A 13,585-nucleotide genomic window follows, 5' to 3' on the forward strand; every position below is an offset into this window, starting at 1 on the left:
CATTAAAGGAGAAGGCCGTTGCTCAGTACGGCGAACAAATTTTAAACTTTTCGCGAGAGTCTCTATGAGTTAACAAAGCGTTGCACCGGACAAGCCGGTGAACGCGGCGTTATACAAAAAAAGAAACATGAAAACTTTCGTTTTAATCATAACTCTTGTCTTATTCGGATGTCACTCTGAACCGGACTTCGAGAATATGAGACAAAATTTCGCTCTGAAAATGAGTAACTATACTCAGCTGACTGAAATGGTTAAGGAGGATTTTCAAGGGCAGAAGTGTTTTTCCGTTGGGCTGGATCATATAGGTGGCTTTTGGGAGTCGTCAGGAGAATGGACTTATGGAAGCAATTACCAAAATAAATTGACTTTAGAGCAGGTTCTAGAAGACGTTTCAATTACTCCTAATCGTTATGACTCATATATCAATTTATTTAAAGCAACAAATACGGAGCGCATTACACATTGTCAGCCTGAAAAATTTTATTTGCTGGCCTATCGGTCTGGTTTAGCTGTGTCAGGATGTTCGGCTGAATACGTAAAAAGTTCGGGTGAAATTCCAATTTATAGAGGAAAGCGAAACAATGGCGAAGATTTTACTGAAATTTATAAATTGGCAAATGGATGGTACATTGAATATTCTTGTACCTAAAAATGTATAACAAGCGGTTGGTGTCGCGACAGTTCACTCGCGAACTCGTTCATTGCCGCACAACCGAGCGTTATACATGAAACAATAAAATAGGTTTAAACTTTAATTATGAAAATCGTAAAGTATACTTTCACATTATTTATTTTGATATTATCAACAAAATCATATGCAGTTGTTGGCCCTACTACTGTCACAGGTAAAATAACCAACATTACAAGTATTAATTCTGGAATCCTAGTTCGCATAGCTGCAGATGAAGTCCCCGAAAGTTGCACTACTACAACTAAATGGATGGAGATTAAACAAGAAAAAACGGCAATGATTTCACTGACTCTTGCAGCTTGGACTCTAAATAAAGAAGTCACAGTATATGCGTCAGGTTCATCTGGTTATTGTCAAGTAAACCAAGTTCACCCATCTTCATCATAGGGTGTATAACAATTCGTTGTTGCAGATGAACTGCAAAACTCGGCGTTAAATATATAAAAGGATACTCATGAAAAATAAATTGTTTTTGGCTTTATTATTATTTTTGTTAAGTGGTGTTGCAAGTGCTTCAATATATTGCACAGGTAAAGTAGATAATGTATATGTAGCTAATAATGGAGATGTTGTATTCAAAGCTAAATGGAGAAATGATTGGACAAGAGCTTGTAATATAAAAGATGTTGATACGGTTAAATGTTCTCTTTGGGCTTCTTATTTGCTAACTGCAGTAAAAGATAATTTAAATATAACAGTTCAATATAACTCTGCCAATAATCAAACATGTGCGTCATTACCTACCTACAGTAACACGCCAACGCCAGGGTATATAATGGTAATAAATCCAACACTTTAATTTAACAATTAGCTCAAGCAGACCTTCAATCGCTACGTTGTATGTGATTTTGTCTGCTTAGCAAAGCATTATGCAAGAATATCAAAAATGGAGAAACAATGAAGAACCTAGTATTTGCACTTGCTATAACTTTCGTACCTGCATTAGTAAATGCTTCGCCTCCGCTTAAAGGCAAAGTCACAGAGCTGTGGATTAACGATAGTTCAAATACAAATATCGCCTTTGTATCTGTCCAAATTAAACGAGCGTTATTTTAATGGAGAAGTAATGAAAAATCTTTTAATACTAATTTTACTGTTTAGTTTTAACGTAAACGCCAGTAGTGTAGAACCTACAAAGATTACAAAAATTTTAGTGGGGCCAGCTTATGGAAATAATGTCTTAATTACGGTTAGTAATAAAGCAACTGATACTCCTGAATGCCAAACTAATAATAACTATCAATATGCTTTCGATGGAAGCACAGAGTCTGGAAAGATGACATTATCTGTTGTATTAGCGGCTTATGCGTCTAAAAAAGATGTATGGTTGGGTGGTTACGATAGATGTGACGTGTTTTCGGGAACTGAGAGCCTAAAGCATATTGTGGCAAAATAAAATAACCAGTCAAGGCAGCATATGCGAACAACGCAATTCTGCTTGAGGCGTTAGGATCTCGAAGTTGGTCGAAGTACATCCAAACCAATTAAAGCTATATAAATTTCACCTGTGGCTCGCAGGTATAGTTTTTCTTCTTGCTTTACTTTTTATGTATTGGACGTGGGAAGATATGACTCCTTCAGGGAGAATTGGAATTCCAATTACATTTACTTTACCAACGTTCTTACATTTGGTTCTCGCATACGGAGCTAAACGGGGGAGTGAGATTTCCCGAAAAGTCTCTGTCGGCGTTGGGGTTCTTATGCTGATTACTTTTCCGATTGGTACTTTAATTGCCTTTAGTTTCTTACCTTTGACGAAGTGGAAGGAGGCTGATGATGCGCTTACATCTACAGGATCCTAACAATACATTGCAAAATATTCAGGTTAAACTACAACCTGAATTTTTGAATTAGGCGTTACATCAACAAAAGAAGAGTTGTACAATGATATTAAAAATATTTTTTTCAATTATCCTAGTAACATTGAGTACTACGTCATGGGCTTTAGAAAATATTACAGGAAAGGTAACTTTTTTGGAGCCTACATATCTACCAAGTACAATTGTTTTTAGCTTGGATGCAGGGAATGCCACATGTCCTGCGGGTACGTATCTAAAATGGCAAAAATCAGATGTAGAGAATAATAAAGCAGTATATTCAACTCTATTGGCAGCGATGATGAGTAGAAAAAGAATTAAGTTTCATTTTAATGATGGTGACACAGGATGCGTAGGGACACACCTTCACCTTTTGAGTGACCAGTAAAAATGAAATGTAAGCAGACGTGGCATTTGACAAATTAAAGCGCTACGAAAATTTGCGAATGCGCTTGGCGTTATACATACTAATTATGGACATACTTTATATTATCTTAGCGTTTGTTTTTGTCGGAGTAATGGTGAGCATTATCGATAAGAAGCGAATGACAAAAATAGCGTTGGAACGCGGAGAACCTAATATCTGCGAATACGCACGTTCATTCGACTATCGAAAGGTAGACACAAAAATTATGCGCGAAGTTTGGAATGAAGTACAAGAATGCTTAGGAAAGTACAATGACAAATATTTTCCTGTTAAGGCTGATGATGTTTTCGAAGATGTCTACAAGATAGACACTGAAGAGCTTGATTACATTTATTGGGCAGTTGCGGATCGTCTCGGGATTGATACTGAGGAACCAGAAAGTAATCCTTACTTTAACAAGGTAACTACTGTTAAGAATTTGGTTTTATTTCTTCATCATCAATCGCGAAGTAAAAATGTATAACAAGTGTGTGAATGTCGATTCGGCGAAAAGCGCACCTCTCGAATTACGCGAGCGTTATATTAATAAAAGTTAAATTTTACTAGGAGTTGTAAATGAATAAAGTAATTCAATCTTTTGTTGTCGTATCGATATTTATATTCAGTAGTGTTTCTGTTGCTGGTGGTGGTCTGCAGCCAAATAAAATAACGAAAGTTGCTTTTCAGACCGGTGGTTTTTTCTTGTATGCAGATAATTGGCCAAATCCAAATGAATGTACTAGAAGCGATGCCATAGTTCTAAAAAGCTCAGACTCAAACTATGATAAGGCATATTCTTTATTGCTCGCAGCATATATGTCAGGAAAGAAAGTTTCAGGGTACTCTGATGGATGTGTCGAATTTGATGGTCAGACTTTTAATTCCATCCGTGGGTTCAAGTATTTAGTTGTCGAATAGGTTGAATATAACAAATTGCTGAACTCGATAAATTACTCGCTAAGCCACTCACAATTTAACGAGTTAGCAAAGCGTTAACTTTTATAAGAGGATTAAGTTTAAGTGAAGAAATACATAGTTTTAATATTAACGATATTACTATCTGGAAAGTTATTAGCAGCTGGGCAATGGATTGGCCCCGCGAAGATTACCAAAGTTTGGACTCAACACTCAGGAAATAACGATACATTTTCAATTCAACTAGATACTCCTGTAGTTAATCCCGATAATTGCCAATACAACGGTTGGTACAGGATTACCGCGGCAGATAGCGGTTACAAAACGGCTGTAAGTGTTTTACTGTCGGCCTACGCTACAGGCAAAGAGGTGAGGATTTTTCTTTCAGGTTGCGTTGCGTACCCATACTTCTCGAATATTCAGATGTAAATCGTTAACAATAAAAGTCTGCAGAAAAAATAACCGCTTCTGCGCTTAATTTTCTACAGCTTAGGGCGTTAGAGATCAATACAGAAGGAAGAAAATGTGCCAACTATTCCAGGAAATATAAATGGTGTTTTGATTGAATTTTCATCAAATGTAAATAAAAATGTAGACCAAAAAATAATAGATGTACTAAGACATGTTCTTAGTACAAATTTAGCATCAGGACATATATTAACCAAAGTATATATATCTTCCGCCAATGACCAACATACTTTTCCAAGCAGGCATGTTCAAGGCGCAGGAAAAGCTGTTGACATATCACGAATTAACGGTATGAAAATGTCGGTATTTTATCCATCAAACTCCACTGTTAAAGCAATTACAGACGCACTACAGAACAAATTTGAATCTTTCGTTCACAGGCGAGAGAATTTCGGCCCGCTGTTTAAGAAAAAGTTAGGAAATCCTCACAACGTTTCAGGGCATGCTGATCACATACACTTTTCAGTCAATTAGGAGATTAAATGAAATTTTTAATGTTGCTTTTGGTCATCGTACTATCATCATGTTCAAGCATCGATACCGAGTTTACGAAAGCGATATCTTTTGGAGAAATTGTTGACCTTAATGACTACTCTATAAATGTAGAAAAGAGTTTATTCGTCAGATTATATCGTTCTCCTGTATACAAAGAAAACTGCTTCATAGAAACGCATGGTGTTTGTAAATACCAATATTTTATAAGTGTTTCAACGTTTGATGAATATCCAGATGTGGCTATATATAAGCTGTCTGAACAGGGGGAAATAAAAGAAATAAATTGGTCTGGTTCTAGTCAAATAGATACAGCAATAATCGAATTTACAATGAATTCGTTTACAGAAATGGCATTAAAAAACAACTCATCGTTAATTCCAGAGAGTAAGAAATTGTTGGTAATGGTAAATCCTACTAGCATAAAGCAATCTCTAACAAAACAATCAACCGGACTTCGCTAAAGCGTGGTTCGCTTTGCTCACAATACCACGCTTAGCTCCGCTCGGTTATTGTGGCGTTAGGCGATCTTAGCAGAAGAAGTAAACTTTGAATCTATTTGATTATCTATATGTCGACCTAGATAAAGTCATCTCGCTGTATAGTCAACTCACAGGTGGCGTTGTTGAGGTAAGAGAAACCCAGCATGAAATTCTTTTTAGCTTTAAATGTTATTATTGTCATTGTAGGATGCGCAACTCCCGCTTCGGGATCATATTATTCGCGGCTAACTTCTGTGTCGCCAGATAAAGCTTTCGTTTATATGTATCGCCAGAATAGGTTTTTTCAGTGTGGAACTTATCCGAATGTGCTAATCGATGGCGTCGAAAAATTTTCTCTTAGAAATAGTGGTTATAATTTTGTTGAGCTAACTCCAGGTGAGCATGTTATTGGGCTAGAGCCTGGACTAAGTTGGACTCTGGCATTAAGCGACTTAAAAATAAAAGTTGAGCCTGAAAAAAGTTATTACTTAAAATTTTCTTTTGTAGATTAAAAAGTTTGTTAGCTGCGTAGATTCGTCCTCGCTCAAACTATTTTGTTTTTTTTAAATAGTATATCGCCACAGCTCTTTCTGGTCTGTTAAATCATAGTCTAAATAATTATCAATATTGACTTGCTCAATAAAATATTCCCCAGATGGTATGGCTGCTAAAAAGTAATTAACTCCTTGATACTGATCAAAGTTTTCTAGCTGAATTTTTCTCGCACCATTTATAATTAATTGACTGGATAGTTAGATTCAAAGCCAATTAATAAGTAATTTGTCTGCTCTGTTAGTCTACTTGAAATGTCTGGATGGAGACTACTTAATACTTTAGGTTTACAACTAGTCAATAATACAATGGCTAGAATGGATAGACAAAATGCCAATTTCATCAACAGAATAAACTCCCTATAGGACCCTTACGTTTTGAATACAAAAATAAATATAATTTAAAATAGTCTAATTGAAATCAATCAATGGATTAATATTGACTATTGATTGATTGAATGAGCTACTATAAAGTAAATATCAAATATTTGCAGCAAATCAGTAGCTTAAAAATTGATTTTATATTCAATAATAAACGTGTCTCCTAATAACTGAGATGAAAAGCTGAGTTTAAATATCTGCCAATTATGTGATGAGAATTATTTAATAAAATTCAATCAAACGATATAAATTTAAAACACTGAGAGAGAATGATGGATTTAAACCTAAAAAATAAAAACGCTTTAGTTTGTGGTAGCTCTCAAGGGATTGGAAAAGCAATTGCCATTCAATTAGCTAAACAAGGGGCAAATGTCACATTGTTTGCGCGTAATCTTGAAAAGCTTAATGCAGTTAAAGCCGAATTACCTAACGATGGGACTCAAGAGCACTTTGCGATTTGTGCCGATTTCGCTGACACACAAGCGGTGGTTCGTGCGTTGGAATCTCAATTATCGGTCGTGCCTGAATATCAGATTTTAATTAATAATACCGGTGGCCCTTCTCCTGGACCTGCTAATGCGGCAGAGAGTGAGGCATTTCTTGACGCTTTTCAGCAGCACCTTATCAATAATCACCAAATTGCCCAGCTTTTATTGAAAGGCATGAAGAGCAGCGGCTATGGGCGCATTATTAATGTGATTTCAACGAGTGTTAAGCAACCTTTACCCAATTTGGGGGTTTCTAATACCGTGCGTGGTGCGGTAGCCAGCTGGGCAAAAACTATGGCAAATGAACTGGGCGAGTTTGGTATTACGGTTAACAATGTGCTGCCAGGTGCAACCAATACCGTGCGCTTAGAAGCGATTATTCAAAATAAAGCTAACAAAACCGGTAAAAGCATTGAAGCTGTTATTGATGAAGAAAAATCAATAATCCCAATGAAACGATTTGGTGAACCCGAAGAATTTGCCAATGTTGCCGCATTTCTTGCCTCACCTGCTGCTAGTTATGTCTCTGGTGTAAGTATCCCGGTTGATGGTGGCCGTACCAGTAGCCTCTAATCTGTTAGTTACCAAGAGCGAATAAAACATGCAAAAAATACAAAATTATATTAATGGCGAGTTGGTCGATCCTATCGGTGGTAACTATCTTGATAATTATGAACCGGCAACTGGACAAATTTACTCACAGATTCCGCAGTCAGACCATCAAGATTTAGAAATGGCGGTGGCCGCTGCAAAGGCCGCGAAAGATGAATGGGCTGATATGCCTGCAGAGCAGCGAGCTAACTTGTTGAGTAAACTGGCCGATGCGATAGAAAACGCGGGTGATGAGATTGCCAAGGCGGAGGCTATCGATAACGGCAAGCCGATTTCATTTGCCAAGGCTGTTGATAGCTACCGCAGCGCCGCGAATATTCGATTTTTTGCCAACGCCACAACTCAGTTTTCTAGTGAATGTCATAGCATGGGGGCTGTTGGGGTTAACTATACGTTGCGTGATCCCGTTGGTATTGTCGGTTGTATTTCGCCTTGGAATTTACCGCTTTATTTATTTACCTGGAAAATTGCGCCAGCGTTAGCAACGGGTAATTGTGTTATCGCAAAACCATCAGAAATTACCCCAATGACGGCTTACTTATTTGCCAAATTATGTATTGAGGTTGGTATTCCTAAAGGGGTGATCAATATACTTCACGGCACGGGCGCTTCTATTGGTGGGCCTATTGTTGAGCATCCGGCTATTAAAGCAATTAGTTTTACCGGTGGCAGTGCAACGGGTAAAGCGATTGCTGCTGTTGCCGCACCATTATTGAAAAAAACATCATTAGAGTTAGGTGGCAAAAATCCTACGCTGGTGTTTGCCGACTGCGACTTTGAAGCGACGGTGAAAGAGGTGGCGCGTTCAGCTTTTTCTAATCAAGGCCAAATTTGCTTATGTGGTTCACGTATTTATATTGAACGTAGTATTTATGACAAATTTAAAAAAGCTTTAGTAGAGCGAGTCAGTAAGCTGCGTATTGGTGATCCATTAGATGAATCGACTCAGCATGGTGCGCTGGTTTCAAAGCCGCACATGGAAAAGGTTTTATCTTATATTGAGCTGGCTAAACAAGAAGGCGGTAAAGTGTTATGTGGTGGTAGCCGTGTTGAATTACCTGGCCGTTTGGCCGAAGGCTATTTTGTTGAGCCGACCATAATTGAAGGGCTCGATATTCAATGTCGTACCAATCAAGAAGAAATTTTTGGTCCAGTTTGTACCTTGCAGCCTTTCGATACCGATGAAGAGGCACTGGCGCTGGCAAACGGCACAGAGTACGGACTGGCCACTTCAATTTGGAGTAATAATATTAAGCGCTGCCATACTTTTTCGCGAAATATGGACTTTGGAATTGTGTGGGTGAATTGCTGGTCTTTAAGAGATTTACGTACGCCGTTTGGCGGGGTGAAATCTTCAGGAGTTGGACGTGAAGGCGGGTATGAAGCGATGCGCTTTTTTACTGAACCCAAAAATATCTGTATTAAGTATTAAATTCATCATCCGTTTTTAAACTTGTTCAGGGGCAAACACGTTCAGGGACTAATGTGTTTGAAGAAAAGCGCGTTCGAAGACACTGTATGTAGTGCCTGACTCAAGAGGGAGTCTTTGAAAGAAGAGATGTCAGAGAGTATTTAAAGTCTGACAGCTTGTATTCTCTTCTCTCAAAATGAGGTCAATTTAATCTCCCAATGATTGACCTCAAGCTTATTCAACGTTACTTTACCCGCCTATTAAAATAAAAATTCTGTTTCATGATTGAATGGTATAGCTGACGCAAGCCTATTTGACTCTATGGCACCCATCAATCTGGTATCAGATCATTAAAGCGCATTATTGATGTTAAATGAATTTCTATTATTGACAATCGCCCATATTATCGCCGTCGCTAGCCCAGGAGCTGATTTTGCTGTCGTTTTGCGCAATACCCTCAGTGCGGGTAAAAAGGCTGGTGTCGTAACTGCCATCGGTATTGGCTGCGGTATTTCGGTGCATATCGTTTATACCGTGTTGGGGGTTGCCGTGGTGCTGTCCCAGTCTGAAATGCTATTTAATGGTATTAAAATAATTGGCGCTATATATCTTTTGTGGTTAGCTTGGCAGGCATTACAATCTCGCGCTAAGCGAGCTGCGAAAAATTATCAGCCTCAAAGTGTTTCGTTAAAAAATCATCAAGCGTTTTATCAGGGATTTTTAACCAATGTGTTTAACCCAAAAGCCACGGTCTTTTTTCTTGCCCTGTTTACCAGTATCGTCAGCCAAACTACGCCATGGTGGATACAAAGTCTGTATGGGTTATGGCTTGTGGTTTATATCATGTTGTGGTTTGTGGTGGTGGCTTGGGTATTCTCACGCAAGAAGGTACTTGACTGGTATCAAACCCATGGCCATTATTTTGATTGGGGAATGGGGATTTTTTTGATTTTTATCGCCTTTAAACTGTTTTTGGGCTAATCGAGCGGATGCTCTCTTTTATAACTCAAGGTAATTCGAATGCTTTCTGAAAAAACGCAAGTGCTGGTGATAAACTTTATGGAGTGGGCTGCACTGATTTTTATTATCGTTCTTGGTATCAGTCTTTTACTGACTATTGGTCTATATATTTACGACAAATTACAAACCAAACACGCCATCAAGCGAAACTATCCGGTTATTGGACGGTTTCGATATTTATTTGAGCACTTGGGGGAATTCTTTCGACAGTATTTTTTTGCAATGGATCGTGAAGAGTTGCCTTTTAATCGCGCGCAGCGAAGTTGGGTTTATCGCGCAGCTAAAGATCTCGATAATACCATTGCTTTTGGTTCAAGCCGGGATACGAAAAAACCGGGCAATATATTTTTTGTTAACAGTCCTTATCCAACACTTAACCAAGATGCCGTTTCGCCACGTGAAATAATTGTTGGCGAAGGGTGTGGCCAGCCTTGGAAAACCAGCGCTTTTTTTGGGATTTCGGCAATGAGTTATGGTGCTTTATCAAAGCCAGCTATTCGGGCTTTATCTAAAGGGGCTGCCAAGTCAGGCATTTGGATGAACACTGGAGAAGGCGGCCTGTCACCGCATCATCTGGAAGGTGGCGCCGATATTATTTTTCAGATTGGTACGGCTAAATATGGAGTCAGAGATGATGAAGGGCGACTGGACGATGAAAAACTCAAAGCGGTTGCGGCTCACGCGCAGGTTAAACTTATCGAACTTAAACTGGCGCAAGGCGCTAAACCGGGTAAAGGGGGAATTCTACCTGGCGATAAAGTAACCGAAGAAATTGCTAAAATTCGTGGCATTAAAGTTGGACAGGATTCAATTAGTCCTAATCGACATCCCGAAATAAAAAATAATGATGAGCTACTCGACATGTTGGAACATATCCGACAAGTTACTGATAAACCGGTTGGCTTTAAAACCGTTATTGGTTCGCCTGAATGGCTTGATGAATTAATGTTAGCCATTAATAAACGTGGCATCGCCCGCGCACCTGACTTTATTACTTTAGATAGTGCTGATGGCGGTACCGGGGCTGCGCCCATGACTCTCATGGACGATATGGGACTGACCATTCGAGAAACTTTACCAATGCTGGTAGATGCACTGCAACGATTTGGTTTGCGTGATCGAATTAAAGTGTTTGTGTCGGGCAAACTGGTCAATCCTGCTGATGTGGCGTGGGCATTATGTGTCGGTGCCGATTTTTGTAACAGTGCGCGCGGTTTTATGTTTGCCTTGGGTTGCATTCAATCATTACAGTGTAATAAAAACACTTGTCCAACTGGTATCACAACGCATGATAAGCGGCTTCAACGTGGGTTAGTCGTTACTGAAAAATCTGAGCGAGTGGCGCATTATGCAAAAAACATGATGTATGCCGTGGGCGTAATTGCGCACTCATGCGGTGTTAAAGAACCGCGAGAGCTATCGCGCGAACATGCACGAATTGTTTTAGATAATGGTTTTTCTGTCCCGCTAAATCAGTTGTATCAAAACTTGCGATAACATTGCGCGATGTTTGTTGTTTCGTGTTTTACTTATTGTTTTTTATTTGTTGTTTTCTTATTTATTGCTTTTTCGTTTATTGTCTATAGTACTGATGTTTGTGACGGGCTGCCTAAATTAAGCGTTACATTTATATTAAATATTAACCAACTGTCTGCCTGTCATAAACCGGTAAAAAGTTAGGCGTAATCTTGCGGGCAGTTGCCTGGGCTCAGGCTCCCGTAAAGAGGTTACATCAAATGAAAAATCGCGCTTATTGGTGTCGCAAACCATTTTATGACAATAAAAAATTTCCTTATGGATTTTCCCGCTCTGGTGTTTTTACTTATAAAGAAAGCGCTTTGTTAGAATCAAAAGGTTATTTGTTTAAAGCGTTAGTTGAAGAGCAAGTTGCTGATCCTTCTACTGATGATTTAGCTTTTGTTAAAGCGATAAAGTCAGGTGAGTATGATAACTGTTTTGAAACTCAAGTGTGGTGGAAATATTTATCTTATCAACGTCATTTGATTTCGATTGCTGGCAGTTGGATTCAGTCTGATAAAAATATGCAGTCTATGAATGATGATGAATTTCTGCTTGAAGATATTGATACGTCAATGATGAATAAAGATTGGGATGACGACGAAGAAGATATGCTGGAGGCCTGTTAGGTCCCAGCGTTATTTTTATTTGTTTTTATACCAGATAGCCTGAATGTAAAAAGTTTTCTTACCAATTGGTAAGCTCACGGTCAATTCATCATCTATCTGCTTTTTAAGTAAAGCTCTGGCAAGTGGTGAATCAATCGAGATGTATTCAGGCTTAAAATCAAATTCATCGGAGCCAACTAGACGATGAACAATGCTTTGTCCGTTGTCATCTTCCAGTTCAACCCAAGCACCAAAAAATACTTTTGACTGATCGTTTGGTAAATGTTCGATGACCTGCATTTCCGCGGTACGCTTTTGTAAATAGCGAATGCGTCGATCCATTTCTCGCAGCTGTTTTTTTCGGTAAATATATTCTGCATTTTCACTGCGATCACCTTCGGCTGCCGCCGCCGTTATTGCTTTTGTGACTTCAGGTCTTTTATTTTTCCAAAGGTCTGCCAGTTCGTTACGAAGCCTGACCGCGCCTTCTTCTGTAATTAAATTTGATCGAGACATAAATTAGCTAATGGTTAAGGTAAAAGTTTGCCAATCGAAAAGATTACCATGCACGTGAATGAAATAAAAGAATTAATCGAATCATTGAGCTGTTGCGATTAATTGACTGTGATTGGCTGATTAGCAATACAAATATTGGCAAGGAATGGTATTGAATATCGCTTGCTGAAATTGATTTATAAGCTGAGTTAATTAAAATATAGCTTTATTGCATTAATTTTTATTTATTTAACCGAGAGGATCATACCATGTACTTCGCTCTTCCTATTCTTTTAGAAGCCATGTTAATTATTGCTGATTTTATTTAATTAATGACAGGTAGATATTATTTCTACTCATTCTTCAATGAAGTATTTTAAAGCATAATATACAAGCGTTTCGCTAAAAATGGTCGACAATAAAATCCCGTGTTTTACTAACGGGATTTTATTTTATGGATAACCGATTAATGTTATACCTTTTTAGTTAAGGTCTTCTTTTAGCTGCTGTAGTTGCCTTGCAAATTGGTTAATGCTGCGATACTCAGAGTGATCAGTCAGACTATTTTGAGTATTACTTGAATTATTTGGTTGTACTTTTCTTTACTACTCACCAAGAAAAATGAAATTAAAAAACTTTTGCATGAAATGTCCTCTTATTGGTTTTAAATTTTTATTAGTATTTTTTCAAATATTATTGAATGAACTAACAATGAATAATATTTTGCCATGCAATCCTAGGTGCAAAAGTCAGATAGGTAAATTAGTGGTTTGGAGTATAAAAGTAACAAAAGATGACTCGTTTGGGATAAAGGGTATTAGCTAAATTTCAATGATTGGCTTGTTAGCTATTAAAAATAAGGAATAATTTTTTATATAACTTATTTGAACGGTATTGTATATTTATTCACTTAATAAACTGTTCAAAACTAAAACTGTATTTAATGGTGGACTACTTTAAATAAGCTAGCTTGGTGTAACGAGTCGGGAGTCATATTTGATAAGCTTGCCTTATTTAAATGTTCTGCTGAGTAGATTTAATATAGAATGTGTTGTTTTGAGAATGTATTGCCTTAAAATAAAATGCAGATTTTTTGCCTTTGCTGCTGCTTTTAAACAAGTCGATTCTTGTCTTTATATTTTTATTCAAGAAAGGGTTTGAGCAAATAAAAGTGCTTTCCTGGTTTTGCAAATTTTATAAAAAAGTAATTTGTTTAAGCAAAGTGATTTT

General features: G+C 37.9%; 17 protein-coding genes. 16 read left to right on the forward strand and 1 reads right to left on the reverse strand.

Annotation, left to right across the window (positions count from 1 at the left end; translation table 11 throughout):
* Positions 1-196: 196 nt before the first annotated feature.
* From ABVT42_RS19640 to maoP, 16 genes are all read left to right on the forward strand, one after another.
* Positions 197-649 carry a hypothetical protein gene (locus tag ABVT42_RS19640; RefSeq protein WP_367024280.1) on the forward strand — a complete coding sequence of 151 codons (453 nt, stop codon included), beginning with the start codon at positions 197-199 and terminating at the stop codon, positions 647-649.
* A 108-nt stretch (positions 650-757) separates the two neighbouring features.
* On the forward strand, positions 758-1,078 hold the full coding sequence (locus ABVT42_RS19645) for a hypothetical protein (RefSeq protein WP_353897623.1): 321 nt from the start codon (positions 758-760) through the stop codon (positions 1,076-1,078).
* A gap of 67 nt (positions 1,079-1,145) precedes the next feature.
* Positions 1,146-1,490 (forward strand): hypothetical protein, encoded by a 345-nt coding sequence (locus ABVT42_RS19650; protein WP_353897624.1) that lies wholly within the window; start codon positions 1,146-1,148, stop codon positions 1,488-1,490.
* A gap of 98 nt (positions 1,491-1,588) precedes the next feature.
* Positions 1,589-1,747 carry a hypothetical protein gene (locus ABVT42_RS19655; RefSeq protein ID WP_353897625.1) on the forward strand — a complete coding sequence of 53 codons (159 nt, stop codon included), beginning with the start codon at positions 1,589-1,591 and terminating at the stop codon, positions 1,745-1,747.
* A 10-nt stretch (positions 1,748-1,757) separates the two neighbouring features.
* A complete protein-coding gene (locus ABVT42_RS19660; RefSeq protein WP_353897626.1) occupies positions 1,758-2,087 on the forward strand; it encodes a hypothetical protein in 330 nt (109 codons plus the stop codon).
* A gap of 488 nt (positions 2,088-2,575) precedes the next feature.
* Positions 2,576-2,896: a hypothetical protein gene (locus ABVT42_RS19665; protein ID WP_353897628.1), complete on the forward strand. Its 321-nt coding sequence runs from the start codon at positions 2,576-2,578 to the stop codon at positions 2,894-2,896.
* 19 nt (positions 2,897-2,915) lie between these two features.
* On the forward strand, positions 2,916-3,398 hold the full coding sequence (locus tag ABVT42_RS19670; RefSeq protein ID WP_353897629.1) for a hypothetical protein: 483 nt from the start codon (positions 2,916-2,918) through the stop codon (positions 3,396-3,398).
* 92 nt (positions 3,399-3,490) lie between these two features.
* Positions 3,491-3,832: a hypothetical protein gene (locus tag ABVT42_RS19675; RefSeq protein ID WP_353897630.1), complete on the forward strand. Its 342-nt coding sequence runs from the start codon at positions 3,491-3,493 to the stop codon at positions 3,830-3,832.
* A 522-nt stretch (positions 3,833-4,354) separates the two neighbouring features.
* Positions 4,355-4,771 (forward strand): hypothetical protein, encoded by a 417-nt coding sequence (locus ABVT42_RS19680; protein WP_353897631.1) that lies wholly within the window; start codon positions 4,355-4,357, stop codon positions 4,769-4,771.
* A gap of 8 nt (positions 4,772-4,779) precedes the next feature.
* On the forward strand, positions 4,780-5,253 hold the full coding sequence (locus tag ABVT42_RS19685; RefSeq protein ID WP_353897632.1) for a hypothetical protein: 474 nt from the start codon (positions 4,780-4,782) through the stop codon (positions 5,251-5,253).
* A 182-nt stretch (positions 5,254-5,435) separates the two neighbouring features.
* Positions 5,436-5,783: a DUF2846 domain-containing protein gene (locus ABVT42_RS19690; protein WP_353897633.1), complete on the forward strand. Its 348-nt coding sequence runs from the start codon at positions 5,436-5,438 to the stop codon at positions 5,781-5,783.
* 689 nt (positions 5,784-6,472) lie between these two features.
* Positions 6,473-7,264: an SDR family oxidoreductase gene (locus ABVT42_RS19695; RefSeq protein WP_353897634.1), complete on the forward strand. Its 792-nt coding sequence runs from the start codon at positions 6,473-6,475 to the stop codon at positions 7,262-7,264.
* Positions 7,265-7,292: 28 nt separating this feature from the next.
* On the forward strand, positions 7,293-8,735 hold the full coding sequence (locus ABVT42_RS19700) for an aldehyde dehydrogenase (RefSeq protein ID WP_353897635.1): 1,443 nt from the start codon (positions 7,293-7,295) through the stop codon (positions 8,733-8,735).
* Between the two features lie 345 nt (positions 8,736-9,080).
* Positions 9,081-9,695: a LysE family translocator gene (locus tag ABVT42_RS19705; protein WP_353897636.1), complete on the forward strand. Its 615-nt coding sequence runs from the start codon at positions 9,081-9,083 to the stop codon at positions 9,693-9,695.
* 39 nt (positions 9,696-9,734) lie between these two features.
* Entirely contained in the window at positions 9,735-11,231 is a 1,497-nt protein-coding gene (locus tag ABVT42_RS19710) for an FMN-binding glutamate synthase family protein (protein ID WP_353897637.1), read from the forward strand.
* Positions 11,232-11,470: 239 nt separating this feature from the next.
* The gene (gene maoP, locus ABVT42_RS19715; protein ID WP_353897638.1) at positions 11,471-11,881 is read left to right on the forward strand and encodes a DUF413 domain-containing protein; all 411 of its coding nucleotides are present in this window, start codon (positions 11,471-11,473) and stop codon (positions 11,879-11,881) included.
* A 15-nt stretch (positions 11,882-11,896) separates the two neighbouring features.
* Here the strand turns inward: maoP and greB are convergent, their stop codons facing one another.
* A complete protein-coding gene (greB, locus tag ABVT42_RS19720; RefSeq protein ID WP_353897639.1) occupies positions 11,897-12,376 on the reverse strand; it encodes a transcription elongation factor GreB in 480 nt (159 codons plus the stop codon).
* Between the last annotated feature and the right edge of the window lie 1,209 nt (positions 12,377-13,585).

It is taken from the genome of Aliikangiella maris (assembly GCF_040719265.1).
Taxonomy (GTDB): Bacteria; Pseudomonadota; Gammaproteobacteria; order Enterobacterales; family Kangiellaceae; genus Aliikangiella; species Aliikangiella maris.

What these genes read in the sequence shown, in the direction of transcription:
- ABVT42_RS19650 (WP_353897624.1), top strand. Translation starts at nt 1,146, where the DNA reads ATGAAAAATAAATTGTTTTTGGCTTTATTATTATTTTTGTTAAGTGGT.
- ABVT42_RS19675 (WP_353897630.1), top strand. Translation starts at nt 3,491, where the DNA reads ATGAATAAAGTAATTCAATCTTTTGTTGTCGTATCGATATTTATATTC.
- ABVT42_RS19665 (WP_353897628.1), top strand. Translation starts at nt 2,576, where the DNA reads ATGATATTAAAAATATTTTTTTCAATTATCCTAGTAACATTGAGTACT.
- ABVT42_RS19655 (WP_353897625.1), top strand. Translation starts at nt 1,589, where the DNA reads ATGAAGAACCTAGTATTTGCACTTGCTATAACTTTCGTACCTGCATTA.
- ABVT42_RS19645 (WP_353897623.1), top strand. Translation starts at nt 758, where the DNA reads ATGAAAATCGTAAAGTATACTTTCACATTATTTATTTTGATATTATCA.
- ABVT42_RS19705 (WP_353897636.1), top strand. Translation starts at nt 9,081, where the DNA reads ATGTTAAATGAATTTCTATTATTGACAATCGCCCATATTATCGCCGTC.
- ABVT42_RS19685 (WP_353897632.1), top strand. Translation starts at nt 4,780, where the DNA reads ATGAAATTTTTAATGTTGCTTTTGGTCATCGTACTATCATCATGTTCA.
- ABVT42_RS19710 (WP_353897637.1), top strand. Translation starts at nt 9,735, where the DNA reads ATGCTTTCTGAAAAAACGCAAGTGCTGGTGATAAACTTTATGGAGTGG.
- ABVT42_RS19700 (WP_353897635.1), top strand. Translation starts at nt 7,293, where the DNA reads ATGCAAAAAATACAAAATTATATTAATGGCGAGTTGGTCGATCCTATC.
- ABVT42_RS19640 (WP_367024280.1), top strand. Translation starts at nt 197, where the DNA reads ATGAGACAAAATTTCGCTCTGAAAATGAGTAACTATACTCAGCTGACT.
- greB (WP_353897639.1), bottom strand. Translation starts at nt 12,376, where the DNA reads ATGTCTCGATCAAATTTAATTACAGAAGAAGGCGCGGTCAGGCTTCGT.
- maoP (WP_353897638.1), top strand. Translation starts at nt 11,471, where the DNA reads ATGAAAAATCGCGCTTATTGGTGTCGCAAACCATTTTATGACAATAAA.
- ABVT42_RS19695 (WP_353897634.1), top strand. Translation starts at nt 6,473, where the DNA reads ATGATGGATTTAAACCTAAAAAATAAAAACGCTTTAGTTTGTGGTAGC.
- ABVT42_RS19690 (WP_353897633.1), top strand. Translation starts at nt 5,436, where the DNA reads ATGAAATTCTTTTTAGCTTTAAATGTTATTATTGTCATTGTAGGATGC.
- ABVT42_RS19660 (WP_353897626.1), top strand. Translation starts at nt 1,758, where the DNA reads ATGAAAAATCTTTTAATACTAATTTTACTGTTTAGTTTTAACGTAAAC.